General features: G+C 43.7%; 15 protein-coding genes. 12 read left to right on the forward strand and 3 right to left on the reverse strand.

The features are described from left to right. The first annotated feature begins 6 nt into the window (after window positions 1-6). Window positions 7-1,659 carry a RagB/SusD family nutrient uptake outer membrane protein gene (locus M3085_RS04705; RefSeq protein WP_249052420.1) on the forward strand — a complete coding sequence of 551 codons (1,653 nt, stop codon included), beginning with the start codon at window positions 7-9 and terminating at the stop codon, window positions 1,657-1,659. Between the two features lie 252 nt (window positions 1,660-1,911). Here the strand turns inward: M3085_RS04705 and M3085_RS04710 are convergent, their stop codons facing one another. Together M3085_RS04710 and M3085_RS04715 are read right to left on the reverse strand one after the other, a co-directional pair. Then, a complete protein-coding gene (locus M3085_RS04710; RefSeq protein ID WP_191709546.1) occupies window positions 1,912-3,627 on the reverse strand; it encodes a RagB/SusD family nutrient uptake outer membrane protein in 1,716 nt (571 codons plus the stop codon). Window positions 3,628-3,657: 30 nt separating this feature from the next. Further along, window positions 3,658-6,918 (reverse strand): SusC/RagA family TonB-linked outer membrane protein, encoded by a 3,261-nt coding sequence (locus M3085_RS04715; protein WP_410554217.1) that lies wholly within the window; start codon window positions 6,916-6,918, stop codon window positions 3,658-3,660. Between the two features lie 780 nt (window positions 6,919-7,698). Here M3085_RS04715 and M3085_RS04720 point away from each other — a divergent pair. The 11 genes from M3085_RS04720 (at window position 7,699) to M3085_RS04770 (ending at window position 22,071) form a co-directional block, all read left to right on the forward strand. Beyond that, window positions 7,699-9,051: a Na(+)-translocating NADH-quinone reductase subunit A gene (locus M3085_RS04720; RefSeq protein WP_178256279.1), complete on the forward strand. Its 1,353-nt coding sequence runs from the start codon at window positions 7,699-7,701 to the stop codon at window positions 9,049-9,051. 77 nt (window positions 9,052-9,128) lie between these two features. Beyond that, a complete protein-coding gene (locus M3085_RS04725) occupies window positions 9,129-10,292 on the forward strand; it encodes an NADH:ubiquinone reductase (Na(+)-transporting) subunit B (RefSeq protein WP_178256278.1) in 1,164 nt (387 codons plus the stop codon). Between the two features lie 12 nt (window positions 10,293-10,304). Then, a complete protein-coding gene (locus M3085_RS04730) occupies window positions 10,305-10,985 on the forward strand; it encodes a Na(+)-translocating NADH-quinone reductase subunit C (RefSeq protein WP_249052422.1) in 681 nt (226 codons plus the stop codon). A 17-nt stretch (window positions 10,986-11,002) separates the two neighbouring features. Next, window positions 11,003-11,641: an NADH:ubiquinone reductase (Na(+)-transporting) subunit D gene (locus tag M3085_RS04735; RefSeq protein ID WP_178256276.1), complete on the forward strand. Its 639-nt coding sequence runs from the start codon at window positions 11,003-11,005 to the stop codon at window positions 11,639-11,641. 21 nt (window positions 11,642-11,662) lie between these two features. Then, window positions 11,663-12,286, forward strand: coding sequence for an NADH:ubiquinone reductase (Na(+)-transporting) subunit E (nqrE, locus tag M3085_RS04740; protein WP_178256275.1), 624 nt, complete (start codon window positions 11,663-11,665; stop codon window positions 12,284-12,286). Between the two features lie 19 nt (window positions 12,287-12,305). Beyond that, entirely contained in the window at window positions 12,306-13,574 is a 1,269-nt protein-coding gene (nqrF, locus tag M3085_RS04745) for an NADH:ubiquinone reductase (Na(+)-transporting) subunit F (protein ID WP_178256274.1), read from the forward strand. 832 nt (window positions 13,575-14,406) lie between these two features. After that, window positions 14,407-16,818: an SLBB domain-containing protein gene (locus M3085_RS04750; RefSeq protein ID WP_410554203.1), complete on the forward strand. Its 2,412-nt coding sequence runs from the start codon at window positions 14,407-14,409 to the stop codon at window positions 16,816-16,818. A 223-nt stretch (window positions 16,819-17,041) separates the two neighbouring features. Next, window positions 17,042-18,154, forward strand: a complete 1,113-nt coding sequence (locus M3085_RS04755; protein ID WP_191709544.1) for an MraY family glycosyltransferase — start codon at window positions 17,042-17,044, stop codon at window positions 18,152-18,154. A 92-nt stretch (window positions 18,155-18,246) separates the two neighbouring features. After that, window positions 18,247-19,992: a phospho-sugar mutase gene (locus M3085_RS04760; protein WP_191709543.1), complete on the forward strand. Its 1,746-nt coding sequence runs from the start codon at window positions 18,247-18,249 to the stop codon at window positions 19,990-19,992. A gap of 178 nt (window positions 19,993-20,170) precedes the next feature. Next, a complete protein-coding gene (locus M3085_RS04765; protein WP_191709542.1) occupies window positions 20,171-21,265 on the forward strand; it encodes a Nif3-like dinuclear metal center hexameric protein in 1,095 nt (364 codons plus the stop codon). Between the two features lie 5 nt (window positions 21,266-21,270). Beyond that, the gene (locus tag M3085_RS04770; RefSeq protein ID WP_191709541.1) at window positions 21,271-22,071 is read left to right on the forward strand and encodes a zinc ribbon domain-containing protein; all 801 of its coding nucleotides are present in this window, start codon (window positions 21,271-21,273) and stop codon (window positions 22,069-22,071) included. A 128-nt stretch (window positions 22,072-22,199) separates the two neighbouring features. On the opposite strand, the gene M3085_RS04775 is transcribed toward M3085_RS04770, so the two are convergent. Then, a complete protein-coding gene (locus M3085_RS04775; protein WP_191709856.1) occupies window positions 22,200-22,649 on the reverse strand; it encodes a type I restriction enzyme HsdR N-terminal domain-containing protein in 450 nt (149 codons plus the stop codon). Between the last annotated feature and the right edge of the window lie 247 nt (window positions 22,650-22,896).

Below are 22,896 nucleotides of genomic sequence, written 5' to 3' on the forward strand. Positions count from 1 at the left end.
GTTATTATGAAAACTTTATCTTATTTAATTGTGCTTGTGCTTGGCGTTGCGGGAATGCTGGTTTCATGTGGTAAGTTTTTAGAAGAACATCCTCAAGATAGCCGGGACGAAGAAACCGCTTATGCTACTTTGCAGGAGCTTTATCAAAACGGGGTTTTGTCGCTTTATAATCACATAGGCGGTTATGCCGACAGTCAGGGACTGCAAGGTACGGGGCGGGGCGTTTACGACCTGAATACCTTTACCACCGATGAGGCCATCATGCCTACCCGTGGCGGAGACTGGTACGACGGTGGCTTCTGGCAGGGACTTTACCTGCACCGCTGGGGAGTTAATAACGACGCCATCTATGATACATGGGAATATCTGTATCAGGTAATCATTCTGTGTAACGGTTCGTTGGAAAAAATAAATGCCTATGCCGCTTTACATCCGAATGACGATGTAAACGCTTATATAGCCGAAGTACGTGCGTTTCGGGCTATGTTCTATTATTACACGATGGATTTGTTTGGACGGATTCCGTTGGTATTGTCGTCGGGCGATCGCGTTGGCGATGTTCGTCAGGAAGACAGAAGCGAGGTGTTCCGTTTCATTGTCGACGAGCTTCAGGCGGCAGCTCCCTTGTTGAGTGAGGAGCATAGCAATCTGCCGGGGCTTTACTACGGAAGAATTACGCGCCCGGTGGTATATTTCCTGTTGGCAAAACTTGCCTTGAATGCCGAAATTTATTCGGATGACAACTGGACAGACGGAAACAAGCCCGATGGCAGCCAACTCTTTTTTGAGGTAGAAGGACAACAGCTTAATGCATGGGAAACGGTGAAATATTATTGTGGAAAAATAACAGCTTCCGGCTATATCTTAGAGCCTGACTATACGCAGAATTTTGCGGTGTTCAACGAGTCCTCGCGCGAAAACATCTTTGTAATACCTATGAGCAAAACACTGTATACCAATCAGTTTATATATTTGTTCCGCTCGCGCCACTATAACCACGCGAAAGCCTACGGACTGAGTGGGGAAAACGGCTCAAGCGCAACGATAGAGGTACTGAAAACCTTCGGCTACGACACGCCCGAAGTCGACCCGCGTTTCGAATGGTGCTACTTTGCCGGTGCGGTAAAAGACTTGGATGGCAACCAGATTATGCTCGACGACGAAGTAACTCCTCTGGTATACGAGCCGTGGCAAGTGGCTCTTGATGTATCGGGAAAACCTTACGAGAAAACGGCCGGTGCTCGCATGAAGAAGTATGAAGTGGATAAAACCGGACTGAAAGACGGTAAACTGCTGGATAACGACATCGTGTTGTTCCGTTATGCCGACGTGTTACTGATGCAGAGCGAGGCACAAGTGCGCAACGGAGAAAATGGCGATGCTGCACTGAACGCCGTACGGAGCAGGGCAGGTGCATCCTCTCGTCCGGCAACGTTAGCCAATCTGCTGGCAGAAAGGCAGATGGAACTGGCATGGGAAGGCTGGCGGCGTCAAGACATGATTCGTTTCGGAATATTTACGCAGGCATACAGCTTCCGTCCTCAGATAGAAAACGAAGAAAGCGGATTCACTACTGTTTTCCCGATACCGGAAAAGGTCATCACGATGAACCAATCATTGGAACAAAATATCGGATATAAAGTAACGGTCTCTTATTAATCTGTTGAATGTTATGACGTTATTCCTTTAAGAGCATAACGTGAACCCACGTAGATTTATCCCTGCAAACACTACCGTTAGTGTTTCTATGTTCATGCGGAAGGATTACCCGGTTCTACCCATAGGACGCATCAGTCCTATGGGTAGAATTTTAATGGGGATAATTATCTGTTGAGTGGCATAAAAATCACGCTTGCTATGCCAAGCGGCAAAAGCAAGCGTGAAACTATTACGTTAAGTGTACGAATGACTTTATTCTACATCGTCTTCGTATCCCGGTGTTTGTTCTAACTGTTTGTCATTATTCAGGTCAGAAGTGCTTAACGGCCACAATACACGATAAGCCAAGTCTGTGCTGAGAATCGGTTCTACTACGATTTCCGGTGGTGTCTGCTGATCCCACGGAATATTGCTGACTTCTTTCATGTTGTCTGTAATAGTCAGACCGTATGCAATGTGACCCTCATTATGGAATACTAAATGGTCTAAAGCTCCGCAATTTGCACTGACAGACATACGGCAGATGTCATACCAGCGTTGACCTTCCTGAACAAATTCTTTGTCTTTTTCATGCAGAATGGCTACTTCGTTTTCTACAAAGCTTCCAGCCGTATAGCCATACGTGTCAGCATTCCAGTTTTCACCGTATGCTCGTTCACGGATGCGGTTCACATATCTTTCAACGGCGGAATTGTCGCCTTCCATGTTTGCTATTTCTGCTAATGACAAATATGCCAATGCCAAACGGTAAATAGGCTGGTCGCCGTTATAACATTTGAAACCGGTAGACTCTAAGATGGAACCCAAGTTCTTGCAGGCAAAAGTGCCTCGAAGCTGGGTAGCTGCTTGATCATGCCAAGAAGGAAGCAAAGTGGCGTCTCGGCGTGTATCTGCTTCATCGAACTGATACCACAAGGCGTTTGCATACTGGTAACGTTGCTGTGTACCCGGTATTTGCAAGGGATTATCCCAAAGATTTCCTTCGCTGTCGTATGCGGCTCCGATTGTGTTACCGGTAATGATACCGTAAAGGTTATTTACCGGAATGCTGTTGGTAGCTTCGTTCTCATCAAATTTGAATGCAAAGATGATTTCTTCATTTTGCTTGTTGCTTGTACTGAAAATGTCTGTAAAGTTTCCTTCCAAGTCCAAACCGTAATCAGAAATCACGTTCTCAAAGTGAGTTTTGGCTGTTGTCAGGTCGGCGGGTGTAGCCTGCTGGTCTCCAACCGTCACCTTCGCGTTCCACAGATAAACCTCTCCGGCAAGCATTTCCGTAGCTGCTTTCGACCAATAATATTTGGCATTGGCGTCGCTTCCGTTGAAATTGAAAGTGGTTTGATTACCGAAATATTCTAACGATTTGGTGATGTCTGCCTTGATTTGTGTCATGGTCTCAGAAGCCGTGGCACGTGGCATATACAAAGTACTTGGGTCATAATTACCGTTTTCTACTTCCGGAGTCAGGCGCAAAGGTACACCCCCGTATGCACGATACATTAAGAAATAGTAATAAGCACGCATACCGTATGCCATACCTAAACAGTAATTTTTGGTATCTTCACTCGAAAAGTAATTGGCTGCTTCTACGTTGGCAATGAAAAGATTGACTGAAGATATCAGTCCCCAATAACCTCCAAAGTTTCCTACACCGTAGTTGGTTTGCGATAAGTTTTGGTCTCGAAGGTATTGGTAATCAAGACTTGAACCGTCCGACCCATTGGTAGCTCTTGTATAAGCCCCACCTCTCAGTTCGCCGTAAACAATGACAGACTGAAAACAATACCCACGGAAGGCTGACATTTGGGCACTTAAATTTCCGATAGCTTGCGCTTCTGTTTGCCAGAAGTTGCCTGCTCCATAGTAGTCAATAGGAGACAAGTCCAGCCAATCAGAGCATGAACTCAATCCCATGCCTGCGCTCAGCAAGGCTGCAGAGAATACATTGAATAATTTATTTCTTTTCATATTGTAATTTCTGTGTTAGATAAACGTTTGTTAGAATGTAATGTTAAGACCGAAAAGTACGGTACGAGGCAGTGCGTATGTACCTCCGTAACCTCCAGTATTTCCGTTGGTATACTGGATGCGGTCAGGGATGGCACAAGAGCTGCTTGTCCAATAGCCAAGATTCTGACCGGTTACAGATACTGTCAGCCCCTGACAATAGAACTTCTGGCAGATGTTTTTCGGCAAAGTGTAAGATAATTGCAGTTCGCGTAGAGCCAAATAATTACCTTTTGTTACCCAAAATTCTGAAGTACGTACATAGTTGTTCGTACCTAACTGGTCTGCCCATACATAGCGCGGGTATTTTGCATTTGGATTCTCCGGTGTCCATGAATCCCAAATATCGGTTGTCATGTTATATTCTCCTTGTGCACAACCATTAATCCATTGGCGCATACCGTCGTAGCTTTCAAATCCTAAGCCAAAGTCTGTACGGAGATAGAGTGAGAGGCCTTTCCAACTGAACGTCGTGTTGAAACCGCCATTCCATTTCGGGGTGTACCGACCGATAACCTTTTGGTCATACGAAGTGATGACACCGTCGCCGTTGATATCTTGATACATCAAATCGCCGGGAGCCAATTCATAAGCGGTTCCTGTCCACTTGGCATCCACTAATTTCTGATATCCTTTCTGACCTGAGTAAACGGCGATGCTTTGCGACATGTCGCAATAACCATCTACTAAATCATTTTCCGAACGTACCATCTTGTCTACACCGTAGCCAACGATAACATCATACGGAGTTTCGCCTTCTTGAAGACCGCCTACATACATTGTTTTATCCCCGTTGCCGGTATAGATTTGAGTTGCTCCTTGACGGTTCTTTTCCAGACCGTTGTATGGCAATTCTACTACTGTGTTTTTATTGTATGCGATGTTTGCACCCAATGTCCAAGTGATGTCTTTTCTTTTAAGTAAGTTGGCGTTGATATCTATTTCGATACCCCGGTTGCGGAATTTACCATTGTTGTTGGTAATAGAACTCCAACCCGTAGTAGGTGGCAAAGGTAGAGATGCATATTTGTCAGACGTAACACGGTCATAGAATGTGAAGCCTAAGGTAAACCGGTTATTCAGGAATCCTAAATCCAATCCGACTTCGGCCGTGCGGGTCTTTTCCCAACGGAGGTCAGGATTAGGAAGCGTGCTCAACCGGAAACCGACATTATTGTTGTATCGGTTAGAACCGTATTGGCCATGCAAGGTATAAATGCCGATATAATCAGTATCAATACTACCGTTTATACCAAAGCTGGCGCGCAACTTACCGTAGTTCATGATATCACGCAAAGGTGCATAGAAGTCTTCACTTGAGAATACCCAACCTGTAGATACACCGGGGAAGAAGCCCCAACGGTTGTTGATGAGGCGTGAATAACCATCTTCACGGAATGTAAATGCAAGAATGTAACGTTCTTTATAGTCGTATTGAGCACGTCCGAAGAATGACATGATACGTTCGCGGGTATGCTCTGTATCTGTTGAACGCTTGCCTGCTTCAGTAGAGGTATATCCCAAATCTCCAAAGTCGTCAGTAGGTGCTTCTTGTCCGGCAGCATAAATGTATTTGTATTGCTTGTCCCAAAACTCTGTACCTGCCATTACACTTACATTATGGTCACCGAACTGCTTATCGTAATTGGCAACGATATTGTAAGTTTGGTTGAAATAACGGTAGAATGTAGCACTTGAAGCACGTGTGGTGTTCAAACCGCTCTCACCGGCATTCTGATAGTAATCTTTGTTGAACGATTCGCCTACAAATTCGCTGAAACTCCATGCCATTGTACCTCTCAGTGTGAAACCGTCGAACAAGTTTGCCTGCAATGTTTGAGTCATGTTGAACTTGTCTGTTTGATTGTTGCGCTGGAATTTGTCTGCTTGGTAAGACCAGTTTCCATTCGTGCGGTCAATACCGATCAAAAGATTTCCCTCTTCATCTTCCAAACGGATGGTGGCAGGCACCGTTAGGATACGGCCGAAGTAGTATGAGTCGAAGCTGCTTCCGTATGTATCTGCCAACAGTCCGGGACCTTGTTCCCAGTTTGCACGGTTGTAATTAAAGATGGAGCTGGCTTCTAACCATTTTGTCAGTTTATAGTTTCCCGTAAATGAGAATGAATATCTCTTGTAAAAAGAATTGATGGGAAGACCTTCAGCATCATAATATCCTAAGCCTGCATAATATTTTCCCCGTTCGTTACCGCCTGAAAAACTCAGGTTATATTCTTGGGATATGGCAGGACTGTTGATGTTATAGTCTTCAATGTTTGTATCTTTGAATAAGATTTTTCCATCGCTGACGGGGTCGTCCATGACGCGCCATCCGTGGTTGTTTATCAAGTCTAACTGGTAGTCGGAACCTGTGTAACCTAAGATATTATATTGGCTGCTGGGAGTCAGTTCTGTTGCTCCTGTAGACATCGGGCGGGAGGTAGAACTTAAATTGGCTGCGGGCGCCCACGGAGTTTCGGCATGTGCCCTGCGCATCCAATAAATATATCCTTCCGTATCCATCATATCGTAAGCAGGAGTATAATATTGTGCACCCACTTTCATGTTGAAGTTTACCTGAGCTTTACCTTCTTTACCTTGTTTTGTTGTGACTAAGATTACACCATTGGCAGCGCGTGCACCGTAAATGGCAGTAGCGCCGGCATCTTTCATAATCTCCATCGATTCGATGTCATTGGAGTTTAAGTCACTTAAACCGTCTGTGCGGATTTGTCCGTCTACCACAACCAATGGCTCGCCTGAACCGTCATAACTTGTACCACCACGGAGAGTAATGGTGGGAGTAGAGCCGGCAAAACCGGAAGATTGTTGGACTTTCAAGCCGGAAACCGCACCTACCAATGCCTGTGCAGGGTCGCCATACGAACCTACTGTCAATGTCTCTTCTGAAACTGATGATACAGAGTTGGTCAGTTTTCCGCGTTTCTGTTTTACGCCGTATGCCAATACCACTACTTCATCAAGCGTTTTAACGTCTTCTTGCAGAGTGATTTGCAAAGGTTTTCCTGTCCATTTAACTTCTTGTGGTGTAAAACCGATATAGCTGACTACGATAATGTCTCCCTGTTTTACGCCAGATAATGTGAAATTACCGTCCATATCGGTAATAACACCGTTTGTTGTGCCCTTGACTACTACGGAGGCACCGATGGCAACTTCGCCGTTGGCATCTTTTACAACACCTGTACAAGTACCGGATTGTTGCGTCATATTTATTTCGTCTACCCTCATCTCGGCAGGCGTAGCATTGGCTGTTCCTACTGATAATGCACCGAGGAACGGCACCATAACAATTAAACTGTATTTTTTGCGCATAAATTTCATGATATTTAGATTCTCATTAAAATGAAGTTGATATATGGACTCGATCGAATCCGGGAAATAAGGAAAGCAGTTGTTAGGTCATAGGCATAGGTTTTAAAGTTTAACATAAATTTTATCGGTTTAATTAGCTTTAATTGATAAACTTCGCAATATTAATAAACTTTTTACGTATAAACAAAATTGTTATGTGGTTTTTTTTATGAAGTCATGGTGTTTTATGAGTTTAGGTTGATAAAGTGCCTTAAAATCAGAGTTCCTTTGAATTTTCTGGTAAGGTGATTTAGACAGCTCCATATTGGACTTGTATTTCACTTTTACGGCTTGGCAGGAAGCCTGAAAAACGCTAACGGTAGAACCTGTTGACTCTCCGAATAGAAATGGTCAACTCTTCCGCATGGAATGAGTTACACTAACGGTAGCGTTTTTCGGTCATTTTGATGTTAATAATAATGTATAGGATGGAGCACGGTTTCTTACTTCTGTTTCTGGATATTGACTGCGTTGGCAAGAATAAAGTTATGTTATATAATTCTGATACCAGAATCATGTTGGAATACGAATATAAAACAGCCTCTGAGCACGATAAATTGAATAAATTCTTATTTTTCCATAGTTATTTCTTCTTTATTTCCTTATTTTTTGTTTATTTTTGCCCGCAAAATATAAAACCATTTTTATAACCCATATATGGCTAATTTAATAAAATTACGTAAAGGCTTAGACATAAATCTGAAAGGAAAAGCTACAGCCGAGGTTATGTCTGTGAAAGAGCCGGGATTCTACGCTTTGTGTCCTGACGACTTTACGGGTGTAACTCCAAAAGTGGTAGTGAAAGAACAGGAGTATGTGATGGCCGGAGGACCCTTGTTTATTGACAAGAATCATCCTGAAGTGAAATTTGTTTCGCCCGTAAGTGGCGTAGTAACAAGCGTTGAGCGCGGAGCTCGCCGTAAAGTGATGAGTATTACCGTTGAAGCAGCACCGGAACAAGATTTCGAAGAGTTTGGAAAGAAAAACGTGGCTTCAATGGATGGGGATGCTGTGAAGGCAGCTTTGCAAGACGCCGGAATGTTTGCTTTTATTAAGCAGCGTCCTTACGACGTGATAGCTGATCCTACTGTGGCTCCGAGAGCTATTTTTGTTTCTGCATTCGACAGTAATCCGTTGGCGCCTGATTTTGAGATTGCCTTGAAAGGAGAAGAGGCTCATTTCCAGACAGGACTTGATGCGCTGGCTAAAATAGCTACAACGTATTTAAGCATCAGCGTGAATCAGAAAAGCGCAGCTCTGACGCAAGCTAAACACGTAACGCTTACGGTATTCGACGGACCACATCCGGCAGGAAATGTGGGTGTGCAGATTAATCATATCGCACCGGTCAATAAAGGAGAAACCGTATGGACTATTGATCCGCAGGCGGTTATTTTTATTGGCAGGTTGTTTAATACGGGACGGGTAGACTTGACCCGTACGGTTGCAATTACGGGTTCGGAAGTGAAGAAACCGGCTTATTGCAAATTAAAAATAGGGGCTTTGCTGACAGACGTATTGGCCAATAATGTAAACAAGGATAAAGAGTTGCGCTATATCAGTGGCAATCCGTTGACGGGAAAACAAATTCCGGCAAACGGCTTCTTGGGCGCTTTTCACAGTCAGGTAACCGTGATTCCGGAAGGAAGCGACATTCATGAAATGTTGGGTTGGATAATGCCCCGCTGCGACCAGTTCAGCGTAAATCACTCTTATTTCAGCTGGCTGATGGGCAAGAAGAAAGAATATGTATTGGATGCCCGTGTGAAAGGCGGTGAACGCCACATGATAATGTCGAATGAATACGACAAGGTGCTCCCGATGGATATTCTTCCTGAATACCTGATAAAAGCAATCATCGCAGGAGATATCGACCGCATGGAGCAGTTGGGTATTTACGAAGTGGCTCCTGAGGATTTCGCATTGTGTGAGTTCGTTTGTTCGTCAAAGATGGAGTTGCAGCGTATTGTCCGCGAGGGCTTGGATATGCTTCGCCGTGAGATGTGTTAACAGATGTGTTTTTGAGTGATATTAAATTGATTTGTTGGATTGATGCTCAAAAACGGTAAATTACAAACTAAATAATAATGAAAGCATTAAGAAATTATCTCGATAAGATAAAGCCGAACTTTGAAGAGGGAGGCAAATACCATGCTTTTCGTTCTGTATTCGATGGTTTTGAAACATTTTTGTTCGTGCCGAATACAACATCGAAAACGGGTACGCATATCCACGATGCGATTGATAGCAAGCGTATCATGTCGTTCGTGGTCATAGCATTGATGCCGGCATTGCTGTTCGGTATGTATAACGTAGGCTACCAGCACTACCATGCTACGGGCGTGGAAGGCAGCTTTTGGGAAATGTTCGGTTACGGCTTTTTGGCTGTATTGCCTAAAATCATCGTTTCCTATGTGGTAGGATTGGGTATTGAGTTCGTTGTGGCTCAATGGAAAAAAGAAGAAATTCAGGAAGGTTTCTTGGTGTCAGGTATGTTGATACCGATGATTGTGCCGGTTGACTGTCCGTTGTGGATGCTTGCCGTGGCTACCGCTTTCTCTGTAATCTTCGCAAAAGAAGTCTTTGGTGGTACAGGTATGAATATCTTCAACCCGGCTTTGATTACACGTGCATTCTTGTTTTTCGCTTATCCTACAAAGATGTCAGGTGACACGGTATGGGTATCGGGCGACAGCATTTTCGGTCTGGGAAAAACGGTCGACGGATTGACGGCAGCTACCCCGCTAGGTATAGCTAAGGTTGCCGAGTGTCCGGAATTCTCTTGGGACATGGTTACGGGTCTGATACCGGGTTCTATCGGTGAGACCAGCGTGATAGCCATTGCCATCGGAGCCGTTATCCTGCTGTGGTCAGGCGTGGCAAGTTGGAAAACCATGCTGTCTGTCTTCGTGGGAGGTGCGCTGATGGGCTGGATTTTCAACACGATTGGTCCGGATACCTACATTGCCCAAATGCCGTGGTACGAACACTTGTGCTTGGGAGGCTTCTGCTTCGGAGCTGTATTCATGGCTACCGACCCTGTTACGTCTTCACGTACTGAAAACGGTAAGTTTGTTTACGGTTTCTTAATCGGTGCGATGGCAATCATCATCCGCGTTCTGAATCCGGGCTATCCTGAAGGTATGATGCTGGCAATCTTGTTGATGAACATTTTTGCTCCGCTGATTGACTATGTAGTAGTGCAGAATAATATTTCACGCCGTGCTAAACGTGCTATGTCTAACAAATAAAAACCGAATACAATGAATACCAATAGTAACTCTTATACTATCGTTTATGCTTCGGTACTGGTTGTTATCGTAGCATTCTTACTGGCTTTTGTCAACTCTTCTCTGCGCGACCTTCAAGGAAAAAATGTAGAGCTGGATACGAAAAAGCAGATTCTGTCTGCATTGAACATCAGGGAGGTGCAGGATGCAGAAGCTGAATTTGCCAAAGTAGTAAAAGCAGATATGGTTGTAGCCGAAGACGGAACACTGAAACCTTACGAGGGAACTTTCGTTACGGGCTATGAAAAAGAATATAAGGAAAATGGCCGCGCCCATCTGTTTGTGTGTGAAATAGACGGAAAGGCTAAGTATGTCATCCCTGTTTACGGTACAGGTCTTTGGGGGGCTATCTGGGGCTATGTGGCTCTGAACGAAGATAAGAATACCGTTTACGGAACTTATTTCTCTCACGCATCAGAAACTCCGGGACTTGGAGCCGAAATTGCAACAGAACATTTCCAGAATGAGTTTAAAGATAAAAACGTGATGGAAGGCGGTGCAATCGGTCTGGGCGTAGTAAAGAATGGAAAGATTGAAAAACCGGAATATCAGGTAGACGGTATATCCGGAGGTACAATCACTTCGTTGGCGGTAGACCAAATGCTGAAAAACTGCATGGGACAGTATACCAAATTTTTAACGATTAAAGAATAAAGTGAGGAGGAAATTACATGGGAAGTTTATTTTCATCTAAAAACAAAGAAGTATTTTCAACTCCGATAAGCATGAATAACCCTGTAACTGTTCAGGTGCTGGGTATTTGTTCGGCATTGGCAGTAACCTCTAAGCTGGAGCCTGCCATTGTAATGGGACTTTCTGTAACGATTATCACGGCGTTTTCTAACGTGGTTATTTCATTGATTCGTAAAACAATCCCTAATCGTATTCGTATTATCGTGCAGTTGGTTGTAGTGGCAGCGTTGGTAACAATCGTGAGCGAAGTATTGAAAGCATTTGCCTACGATGTCAGCGTTCAGTTGTCTGTATACGTAGGTTTGATTATCACCAACTGTATCTTGATGGGACGTTTGGAAGCCTTTGCGATGGCTAACGGCCCGTGGGAATCTTGCTTGGACGGACTTGGAAACGGATTGGGTTATGCCAAGATTCTGGTTATCGTAGCGTTTATCCGTGAATTATTAGGTTCGGGAACACTGCTGGGCATCAATATCCTGAATTACGATGCAATCAAAGAAGCCGGTTATGTAAATAACGGTTTGATGCTGATGCCGCCTATGGCATTGATTATCGTAGCTTGCCTTATTTGGTATCAGCGTGCAAAACACCCGGAATTGCAAGATAAGGAATAATATTAAGGAAAGGAAAGTATTATGGAACATTTTATAAGTTTATTGGTCCGCTCTATATTCGTGGACAACATGATTTTTGCATTCTTTCTCGGTATGTGTTCCTACCTTGCCGTATCGAAGAATGTAAAGACTGCTATCGGATTGGGTATTGCCGTAACCTTCGTACTGGTGGTTACGCTGCCGGTTAACTACCTGCTTCAAACCAAAGTGCTTGCTGCCGACGGCATCTTGGGTATCGACTTGAGCTTCTTGAGCTTCATCCTCTTTATTGCGGTTATCGCTGCGATTACCCAGTTGGTAGAAATGGTGGTAGAGCGTTTCAGCCCTTCACTCTATGCTTCGTTGGGTATCTTCTTGCCGCTGATCGCCGTTAACTGCGCCATCATGGGTGCTTCTCTGTTTATGCAGCAGCGCATCAACCTGACTCCTTCCGACCCTAAGTACATCGGCGACATTTGGGATTCTATCTCTTACGCACTGGGTTCAGGTATCGGATGGATGCTGGCTATCGTGGGTTTGGCTGCCATCCGTGAAAAAATGGCTTACTCAAACGTGCCGGCTCCCTTGCGTGGATTGGGTATCACGTTTATTACCGTAGGCTTGATGGCTATGGCATTTATGTGTTTCTCTGGTTTGAACATCTAATAACGAAAGGAATAAGACAATGGACATGAATTTTATTTTAGCAAGCATTGGAGTATTCCTCGTGACTATTCTTGTGCTGGTAGTTATCTTGTTGGTAGCTAAGAAATTCTTGGTTACTTCAGGAAAGGTGAAACTGACTATCAATGGCGAAAACCAACTGGAGGTTGAATCCGGCTCTACGCTGCTGAATACGTTGGCGGTTAACAATATCTTTTTGTCGTCGGCTTGTGGCGGTAAAGGTTCTTGCGGACAATGCAAGTGTCAGGTAGTTGAAGGAGGCGGTGAGATTCTTCCTTCCGAAGTGAGCCATTTCAGCCGCAAACAGCAGAAAGACCATTGGCGTTTGGGCTGTCAGGTAAAAGTGAAAGGCGATTTGTCGATAAAAGTGCCCGAATCAGTGATGGGAGTAAAAGAGTACGAATGTACCGTTATCTCAAACAAGAACGTGGCTACGTTTATCAAAGAGTTCAAAGTGCAGTTGCCTAAAGGCGCACACATGGACTTTATTCCGGGTTCTTACGCCCAAATCAAGATTCCTGCATTTACGATGGACTATGACAAGGATATCGACAAGGCTCTGATTGGCGATGAATACCTGCCTGCATGGAAGAAGTTTAACATGTTCTCGCTGAAGTGTGTGAACCCCGAACCTACGATTCGTGCTTACTCAATGGCAAACTATCCTGCCGAAGGCGATGTGTTTATGCTGACGGTACGTATTGCCACTCCGCCGTTTAAACCCGACCGTAGCGGATTCATGGATGTTAATCCGGGTATCGCTTCTTCTTATATCTTTACGCTGAAACCCGGCGATAAGGTGCTGATGAGCGGACCTTACGGAGATTTCCATCCTATCTTCGACTCGAAGAAAGAAATGATTTGGGTAGGTGGTGGTGCCGGTATGGCTCCGTTGCGCGCTCAGATTATGCACATGACTCGTACACTGAACACTCACGACCGTGAAATGCACTACTTCTACGGTGCGCGTGCGCTGAACGAAGTGTTCTATTTGCAAGACTTCTTGCAGTTGGAAAAAGACTTCTCAAACTTCCACTTCCATTTGGCGTTAGACCGTCCGGACCCGGCTGCCGACGCTGCGGGCGTAAAATATACCGCCGGATTTGTTCATCAGGTTATGTATGAAACTTATCTGAAGAATCACGAAGCTCCGGAAGACATTGAATACTACATGTGTGGTCCCGGCCCGATGTCGAAAGCTGTGGTTAACATGCTGGATAGTCTGGGTGTTGATCCCGCTTCAATTATGTATGATAATTTTGGAGGTTAATAATATTTTATTCCAATTAGTGAAAACTCCTGCCATTCCGGTAGGAGTTTTTTTATTGCCGGGGGAGCAATCTTTAAGGCCGGCAGGATGCGAAACGAAACGTTCCTGTCCGGTAAAAGTACAAAAAGAAATAAGCGTTGTTATACACCGAAAAACACTACCGTTAGTGTTGGTCATCCCTAACGGATGAGTTGCCCGGTTCTACCCATAGAAATTGTCGGTTTGTCGGGTAGAATTTTTATAGGCTACAGATAAGTCCGGATAGACGTTTTGATGACTTAGAGCCTGTTTAAATTTTCCGATTAAGTATTTTTATCCGCCCCTTTTTGAGTTTGTTTCCGGTCTGTTTCCCCGTTTTTACTCGTCAGATAGCCCGCTATCCTCCTCGTAAAAGCCGAAAAAACATCCTCGAAAACAATTCTCAAACTGAGGCAGAGCAAAATTTAAACAGGCTCTTAATGGCAGGATTGGATGACGGATGGAAGCCGTGTTTGATACGGGCATAAAAAAAGGGAATCTTCCCAGACTCCCAATCTTCATTAACCTTAAATCTAATACCATGAAAAACACGATGCAAAAGTAATGTTTTTATGTTATCAAACATAACAATGAAATAGAAAAGTGCTTTTTATTAACATTTTTTATATTATAACTCCTCTCTCTAACTTTTATATACACTGTAAACTTTTTTCGGCTAAAATTATCGTTTGTTTGATTACGCTGAGGGTAAAAACTAAAAAAGGTTTTTCGTTTGTTATTCTTTAAATAATACTCTATCTTTGCAAAATATATAAGTTTGGAAACAAGAGGATTAAAAAGATTTATTTTAATTATGATGAAACGATTCGTAAGATTCGCCTTTTCTTTGTTATTGTTGATGGGTGCGGCTTCGGCTTATGCACAGAGTATGAGCGATTCACAAGTGCTTGAATATGTGCAGAGCGCGTTACAACAGGGTACAAGCCAAAACGAAATCATGGTACAACTGTTAAGCCGCGGGGTGACTCAAGAGCAGGCATTGCGTGTAAAAGAAATGTATCAACAACAAATGGGAGGAACGACAACCGAAACAGGAACTGCTTCTTTGACATCGGTAAGCCGCAAACGCCAGTTGAACACGCAATATGGCAATCTTTCTTCATCAAACCTGTATTATGCCAATGCGTTCCGGGATTCGCTGAACACCGGAAATCCTGAAGACGAGGTGTTCGGACGCAACATATTTAATTCTTCTGCACTGACTTTCGAACCGAACCTGAATCTTGCCACACCGGAAAATTACCGTCTCGGTCCGGGCGACGAAGTGGTGATTTACATTTGGGGTGCCAGCGAAAATACGATTCAGCAGGAAATTTCGCCGGACGGATACATCAATATCCCGAATCTGGGACTTATTTCTTTGGCTAACAAGAGTATGAAGGAGGCAGACGATTTGTTGAAACAGGAACTTCATAAAATTTATGCTGACTCTGCAAATAACATTAAAGTCACTTTGGGAAATATCCGCACCATTCAGGTTAATGTAATGGGTGAGGTATTATATCCGGGCACTTATACACTCTCTTCATTTTCAACCGTTTTTCATGCACTTTACAGTGCGGGCGGCGTAAGCAGCATCGGTAGTTTGCGTAACGTGAAGGTGGCGCGCGGAGGAAAAATCGTAAAAACGCTCGATGTGTATGAATATATCATGAAAGGGGATATCCAAGACAATATCTCGTTGCAGGAAGGCGATGTGATTATTGTTCCGCCTTACGATGCGTTGGTTAAGATTACCGGTAAAGTAAAACGTCCGATGCGTTATGAGATGAAGAAAAACGAGTCGGTGGCTACACTGCTTGCCTATGCGGGCGGATTCTCATCGGATGCCTATAAAAAGACGCTGCGTATTATCCGCCAAAACGGGAAAGAATATTCCGTAGAAATTGTTGATGATAAAAATTATACGGCGTTTCAGATGCAAGACGGCGATGTGGTGACGGCAGATTCCATCCTTAACCGTTATACAAACAAGCTGGAAGTGAGAGGAGCGGTGTATCATCCGGGTGTTTACCAGTTGAGCGGTAATCTGAACACGGTACGCCAGTTGGTCGAAAAGGCCGACGGGTTGTTGGGCGAAGCGTTTACGGCGCGTGCCGTATTGTATCGCGAACGCGAAAACTTGACTCGCGAGGTACTTCCTGTCGATATTTCGGGCATATTGAACGGCACGGTTCCCGATATTGCCTTGCGTAAGAACGATATTCTCTACATTCCGAGTATCCACGATTTGAAGAATTGGGGGAAAGTTTCGATTTCAGGCGAAGTAAACGAGCCGGGCGAATATACCTATGCCGATAATATGACGTTGGAAGACTTGGTTATTACGGCGGGCGGCTTGAAAGAGTCGGCTTCTGTGGTACGTGTGGATATCGCTCGACGTATCCGCAACCCGAAAAGCACGACCGATTCAGAAATCACAGGCGAGAACTATTCTTTCGCGCTGAAAGACGGATTTGTGGTTGACGGAACGCCGGGATTTGTTCTTCAGCCTTACGACCAAGTAGTGGTTCGCCGTAGTCCGAGCTACAGTGCACAGTCTAACGTCACTGTAACCGGTGAGGTGTTATACGGTGGGCAATATAACCTGAATACGAAGAGTGAACGTTTGAGCAGCATTATCAAGCGTGCGGGAGGAGTGAACAAATTCGGTTACGTGCGTGGCGCGAAACTGACCCGTATAGCCAATGATGAAGAATTGAAACGGATGCAGGATGCTATCCAGATGATTCGTAGAGAGATTGGTACGTCTGCCGCGAACTCTATGGGGCTGACGGTCGACAGTACGTTTACGGTGGGCATTGATTTGGAGGCGGCATTGGCAAATCCGGGCGGAGATGCCGATATCGTATTGCGTGAAGGCGATGTAATCAATGTTCCCGAATATAATAATACGGTAAAAATCAGTGGTGCGGTAATGATGCCTAATACGGTTTCTTACTTACAGGGCAAGAAAGTGAGCTATTATCTGAGTCAGGCAGGCGGATATTCTTCGCAGGCAAAGAAGAGCAAGAAGTTTATTATTTACATGAACGGTCAGGTGGCAGAGTTGAAAGGCAGCGGCAAAAAACAGATTGAGCCGGGCTGTGAAATCGTTGTGCCGAACAAAACCCGTAAAGTCAATTTTGCAGGTATAATGTCGGGTGCCACTTCGTTTGCTTCGCTGGCTACGATGATTGCTTCGTTGGCAAATCTGATAAAATAGTAGGAATAAATAAGTTAGTCTTATATCTCAGTCCGATTTTGTTTGTCTGATAAATTACAATCAGACAAACAACTTTGTCTATTAGTAATAAAACTTGTTGATTTAAAAACATTTTATTGGAAATAGAGTTTATTTTATAAAAGGTTGTTTCTGTCTCGAAAATAACCTGTACCTTTATCCGCTGATTTAAATAGCTAAATGGAGTGCTACTAATTTATAGTGTATGGAGAACCTTTATATTATTATCACAGCCTTTATTGTGGCCGTATTGTTGGGACGAATAATTATTCCTAACATCTTGATTATATCGTTGCGTAAGCGGTTGTTTGATGAACCGGATGCCCGTAAAATACACAAACGCCCCATTCCCCGGTTGGGCGGTGTCACTTTTTTCCCTGTTATTGTTTTTACGATGTGTACATTTACGGCAGTCCGTATTTTGGGCGGGCAGCCGTTGATGGAAATTTTAAATGTGAAAACTATCTATGAATTGTTGTTTCTCATTTCCGGATTGACATTGCTGTATATTGTAGGTATAGCCGATGACTTGGTGGGAGTGCGCTATCGCAAAAAATTCTTGGTGCAAATTCTTTCGGCGGCAGCGTTCCCTGTATCCGGACTTTACATAAATAGTTTTTACGGGTTATTTGGTATCCATGAGGTAATACCTTCTGTGGGGATTCCGCTTACGATACTGCTGGTAGTGTTTATTACGAATGCAATCAACCTGATCGACGGAATTGACGGCTTGGCTTCAGGGCTGAGCATGGTTGCGCTGGTAATATTCGGAGTGATTTTCGTCCATTACCAATATTGGGTATATGCGTTGCTTGCCTTTGCCTGTGTAGGTGTGATTATCCCGTTTTTCTCGTACAACGTATTTGGAAATGCCGACCGTGGGCGCAAAATCTTTATGGGCGATACAGGCAGTTTGACATTAGGCTACATATTGAGTTTTTTTGTCATCAAATATTGTATGTACGACCCGTATTCGGTCATACTTCAGTCCAGCGACAGCAGTCCGGTATTGGTGGCATTTAGCGTCTTGATGGTTCCGTGCCTCGACGTTGTGCGTGTCGTGTTGCGTCGTGCCCGCAACGGGAAGCAGCTTTTCTTGCCCGATAAAACCCACATCCATCATAAGTTTCTCGCCATGGGATTTTCTCCCCGCAGGGCACTTGTAACCATTCAGTTGATGTCTGCTCTTTTTTGTGCATTTACCATCACTGCCATCCACTTCATGGATAATACATTGGTTTTTGTTATCGATGTCTTGGTATGGACAGGGCTAAATGTTTGGTTTGATAAAATAATCAACAAACGAGAAAAGAGATAGTCAAAAAAACTTCATCGTTTTATTAGGATTATTAAGATGAAACTTTTATTTTTGTCTTATTAAAATGAATCTAATTAAAAACGAACAAAGTCATGGAAAACGATGAATTGATTAAACTCTGTACAGAGAAAGCACAAAAGTGGTTGACTCCGGCTTATGATGCCGAAACGCAAGCAGAAGTAAAGCGCATGTTGGAAAATTCGGACAAGACGGAATTAATTGATGCTTTTTATAAGGATTTGGAATTTGGTACGGGCGGTTTGCGTGGTATTATGGGTGCAGGTTCTAACCGCATGAACATCTATACCGTAGGTGCAGCTACTCAGGGATTGGCAAATTATCTGAATAAATGTTTTGCCGGAAAGTCCGATATCTCAGTCGTAGTAGGTCATGACTGCCGTAATAACAGCCGCAAGTTTGCCGAAATTTCAGCAAATATCTTCTCGGCTAACGGTATAAAAGTTTATTTGTTTGACGATATGCGTCCTACTCCGGAAATGTCTTTTGCTATTCGTCATTTGGGATGCCAGAGCGGTATTAACATTACAGCTTCTCATAACCCGAAAGAATATAACGGCTACAAGGCTTATTGGGACGACGGTGCGCAAGTGCTTGCACCGCACGATACCGGTATCATCGATGAAGTAAACAAGGTTACATCGGCTGATTTGATCAAATTCGAAGGAAACAAAGAACTGATTCATATCATCGGTAAGGAAATAGACGATGAATACCTGCGCCAAGTTCATACGATTTCAATTGATCCGGAAGTTATCAAACGCCAGAAAGATTTGAAGATTGTATATACTCCGATTCACGGAACAGGTATGATGCTGATTCCGCAGTCATTGAAGTTATGGGGATTTGAAAATGTACACTGCGTACCCGAACAGATGGTAAAGAGTGGCGATTTCCCCACAGTAGTATCTCCGAATCCCGAAAACGCCGAAGCCTTGTCAATGGCTATTGCTTTGGCTAAGAGCATTGACGCGGATATCGTAATGGCTTCCGACCCGGATGCTGACCGCGTGGGAATGGCATGTAAGGACAGCAAAGGCGAATGGGTATTGATTAACGGTAACCAGACTTGTCTTATCTTCTTGTATTACATTATCAAGAACCGCATTGCGATGGGTAAGATGAAAGGTAACGAGTTTATCGTTAAAACCATTGTGACTACCGAACTGATAAAAGCCATTGCTGATAAAAACCATATCGAAATGTACGACTGCTACACAGGCTTTAAATGGATTGCACGTCAGATTCGTCTGAACGAAGGTGTGAAGAAATACATCGGCGGTGGTGAAGAAAGTTATGGATTCTTGGCAGAAGATTTCGTTCGCGATAAAGATGCTGTATCTGCTTGCTCACTGTTGGCTGAAATCTGTGCATGGGCTAAAGATCAAGGTAAAACATTGTATGATGTCTTGATGGAAATCTACGTAGAATACGGATTCTCTAAAGAAGTAACCGTAAATGTAGTGAAACCCGGAAAGACCGGTGCAGACGAAATTAAAGCGATGATGGATAATTTCCGCTCATGTCCGCCGAAAGAATTAGGCGGTTCAGAAGTAGTCTTGGTAAAAGACTATAAATCGCTTAAAGCAACCGACAATAAGGGTAATGTTACCGCACTTGACATGCCGGAACCTTCAAATGTATTGCAGTTCTTCACGGCAGATGGAACGAAGGTGTCAGTACGTCCTTCAGGAACAGAGCCTAAGATTAAATTCTATATGGAAATCAAGGGCGAAATGCAATGCCCGAAATGCTATGTAGGAGCAAATGCTGACGCAACCGAAAAGATTGAAGCAGTGAAGAAATCATTGGGAATCTGATTGGAGAATTAGACTTTATAGTAGAGCCACAGATGTGCGGAGAGTCGTATGTTCCGCGTGTCTGTGGCTTTTTTGTAAATGTTTCCGGACGTAAGTCCATAAAAATCCGTCAAAAAACGGTTACCCTTGAGGATAAGTCGCGGAAAATACTTATCTTTGCACCAAATTTTCGCGGAATATGAAAATTAAGGAAATTGTAAATGCCCTTGAGATATTCGCGCCTCTGCCTTTGCAAGACGGATTTGATAATGCCGGACTGCAAATAGGATTGACAGACGCGGAAGCTACAGGGGCTTTGTTGTGTCTGGACGTGACCGAAGCTGTGGTAGACGAGGCGATAACGCTGGGATATAACCTCATCGTATCTCATCATCCGTTGATATTTAAAGGATATAAATCCATAACGGGGCGTGACTACGTGGAACGTTGTATTATGAAAGCCATAAAGAATGATATTGTCATTTTTTCGATGCACACGAATTTAGACAATGCTCCGCAGGGAGTGAATTTCAAGATAGCCGAAAAGATTGGTTTGAGAAACGTAAGAATACTCGATGCCAAAGAGAGTAGCTTACTGAAACTGGTAACATTTGTTCCCGCCGCTCATGCTGATACGGTACGCCAAGCGCTGTTTGCTGCCGGATGCGGATGTATTGGAGATTATGATTCGTGTAGCTATAATCTGGAAGGCAAGGGAAGTTTCCGTGCCGGCGAGGGTACTCATCCTTACTGTGGCAAGGTGGGCGAGATGCATTGGGAGTCGGAAACACGTATCGAAACCATCCTTCCGGCATATCTTCAGTCGGCAGTGGTTCGGGCATTGATGGCGGCTCATCCCTACGAAGAACCTGTATATGACTTGTATCCATTGGCGAATAAGTGGAATCAGGCGGGAGCCGGAATTGTGGGAGAATTGGCAGAGCCTGAAACAGAAACCGATTTCCTGAAGCGCATAAAGAAACTGTTCGAGGTGGGTTGTGTGAAACATTCTCGGCTGAACGGGCGATTGATACAGACCGTTGCACTTTGTGGCGGGGCAGGGGCTTTCCTGTTGCCAAAAGCAGTTGGTTGTCATGCCGATGTATTTATAACGGGCGAAGTAAAGTATCATGATTACTTCAGCTATGAAAATGACATACTGATAGCTGAAATCGGACATTACGAGAGCGAACAATATACAAAAGAAATATTTTATTCAATTCTGAGGGAGAAGTTTCCGACATTAGACGTGCAAATGACACGTGTCAATACAAATCCCATCAAATATTTGTGATTATTATGGCAAAAGAAGTAAAGAAAGATCCGAGCGAATTGAGCGTAGAAGAAAAGCTGAGAGCTTTGTACCAGTTGCAGACCATGTTGTCTGAAATCGACAAAATCAAGACTTTGCGAGGCGAACTGCCGCTTGAAGTGCAAGATTTGGAAGACGAAGTTACGGGCTTGAGCACACGTATCGAAAAAATCAAAACCGAAATTGAAGAGCTGAAAACCAACGTATCGAAGAAGAAAATCGAAATCGAAACAGCTAAAACTTCAATTGAAAAATACAAAGGACAGCAAGACAACGTGCGTAACAATCGTGAATACGACGTATTGACAAAAGAAATCGAATTCCAGACACTGGAAGTGGAACTTTGCGAAAAACGTATTCGTGAATATACGGCTTCTATTCAGGCAAAAGAAGAAGAAATCGAAAAGAGTACGCAGGCGTTGGAAGAAAGAAAGAAGGACTTGGAAATTAAGAAGAACGAGTTAGACGAGATTGTAGCTGAAACCAAACAGGAAGAAGAAAAACTCAGAGAAAAGGCTAAATCACTGGAAACTACCATTGAGCCGCGTCTGCTTCAAGCTTTCAAACGTATTCGTAAAAATTCACGTAACGGATTGGGTATTACTTATGTACAGCGTGATGCGTGCGGAGGTTGCTTTAACAAGATTCCGCCTCAGAAACAGTTGGATATCCGTATGCGTAAGAAAATCATTGTGTGCGAATATTGTGGACGTATCATGATTGACCCGGAACTGGCGGGTGTAGCTGTAGAAAAGCATTTGGATACAAAAATAAAATCAAGAGGTTGATACTTAATCGGAAAATTTAAACAGGCTCTTAGATTTTGCTCGGCCTCTTACATGATTTTGAGCGAACTCTCGCAGATTGACTTCCCTTGTTCGGCAGTCGGTCTGCGGGAGTTTTTTGTATCCGGGAGTCATAAATCGGCATACGTCGGGATGTCCGGCAAAAAATAATAAGTATTTTTTTCGTAATCGATACGGCAACAATAGTGATTGATTCCGTTCGTCACAATCAGGTAATCCACCCGTAGAATGATGTTATAGCGCGTAATTTGGTCGAATACAGCCTGTGTGATTTCTACCTGAGGGGCTTTATATTCCACAATCATCCTCGCAGTCAGGTCTCTGTTATATAAAACCGTGTCACATCGTTTCTTTGTCCCGTTTAAGTTTATCTGAATTTCGTTGGCAAGCAGTCCTTTCGGATAACCTTTCTGCTCTATAAGGAAATGGATGAAATGCTGCCTTACCCACTCTTCGGGAGTCAGGGCAACGTATTTCTTTCGCAGTTCGTCAAAAATAAAATTTTTACCTTCTTTTTTTGATAGCTTGTAAGGATAGGGTGGCAAGTTCAGCGTTGGCATTTCTCTGTATAATTGTTTCTTTCGTGCAAAAGTAATGGAAAAACTTGGGATATTCGGGCGAATCAGGAAAATAATCGCCCCATGTATGACAGGCTCTAAGAGCCTGTTTAAATTTTGCTCTGCCTCAGTTTGAGAATTGTTTTCGAGGATGTTTTTCGGCTTTTACGAGGATGATAGCGGGCTATCTGACGAGTAAAAACGGGGAAACAGACCGGAAACAAGCTCAAAAAGGGGCGGATAAAAATAC

Source organism: Bacteroides caecicola (genome assembly GCF_023337095.1).
GTDB classification, from domain to species: domain Bacteria; phylum Bacteroidota; class Bacteroidia; order Bacteroidales; family Bacteroidaceae; genus Phocaeicola; species Phocaeicola gallinarum.

What these genes read in the sequence shown, in the direction of transcription:
- M3085_RS04715 (WP_410554217.1), bottom strand. Translation starts at nt 6,918, where the DNA reads ATGAGGGTAGACGAAATAAATATGACGCAACAATCCGGTACTTGTACA.
- M3085_RS04775 (WP_191709856.1), bottom strand. Translation starts at nt 22,649, where the DNA reads ATGCCAACGCTGAACTTGCCACCCTATCCTTACAAGCTATCAAAAAAA.
- nqrF (WP_178256274.1), top strand. Translation starts at nt 12,306, where the DNA reads ATGGACATGAATTTTATTTTAGCAAGCATTGGAGTATTCCTCGTGACT.
- M3085_RS04705 (WP_249052420.1), top strand. Translation starts at nt 7, where the DNA reads ATGAAAACTTTATCTTATTTAATTGTGCTTGTGCTTGGCGTTGCGGGA.
- M3085_RS04735 (WP_178256276.1), top strand. Translation starts at nt 11,003, where the DNA reads ATGGGAAGTTTATTTTCATCTAAAAACAAAGAAGTATTTTCAACTCCG.
- M3085_RS04765 (WP_191709542.1), top strand. Translation starts at nt 20,171, where the DNA reads ATGAAAATTAAGGAAATTGTAAATGCCCTTGAGATATTCGCGCCTCTG.
- M3085_RS04755 (WP_191709544.1), top strand. Translation starts at nt 17,042, where the DNA reads ATGGAGAACCTTTATATTATTATCACAGCCTTTATTGTGGCCGTATTG.
- M3085_RS04750 (WP_410554203.1), top strand. Translation starts at nt 14,407, where the DNA reads ATGATGAAACGATTCGTAAGATTCGCCTTTTCTTTGTTATTGTTGATG.
- M3085_RS04725 (WP_178256278.1), top strand. Translation starts at nt 9,129, where the DNA reads ATGAAAGCATTAAGAAATTATCTCGATAAGATAAAGCCGAACTTTGAA.
- M3085_RS04720 (WP_178256279.1), top strand. Translation starts at nt 7,699, where the DNA reads ATGGCTAATTTAATAAAATTACGTAAAGGCTTAGACATAAATCTGAAA.
- M3085_RS04760 (WP_191709543.1), top strand. Translation starts at nt 18,247, where the DNA reads ATGGAAAACGATGAATTGATTAAACTCTGTACAGAGAAAGCACAAAAG.
- M3085_RS04730 (WP_249052422.1), top strand. Translation starts at nt 10,305, where the DNA reads ATGAATACCAATAGTAACTCTTATACTATCGTTTATGCTTCGGTACTG.
- nqrE (WP_178256275.1), top strand. Translation starts at nt 11,663, where the DNA reads ATGGAACATTTTATAAGTTTATTGGTCCGCTCTATATTCGTGGACAAC.
- M3085_RS04770 (WP_191709541.1), top strand. Translation starts at nt 21,271, where the DNA reads ATGGCAAAAGAAGTAAAGAAAGATCCGAGCGAATTGAGCGTAGAAGAA.
- M3085_RS04710 (WP_191709546.1), bottom strand. Translation starts at nt 3,627, where the DNA reads ATGAAAAGAAATAAATTATTCAATGTATTCTCTGCAGCCTTGCTGAGC.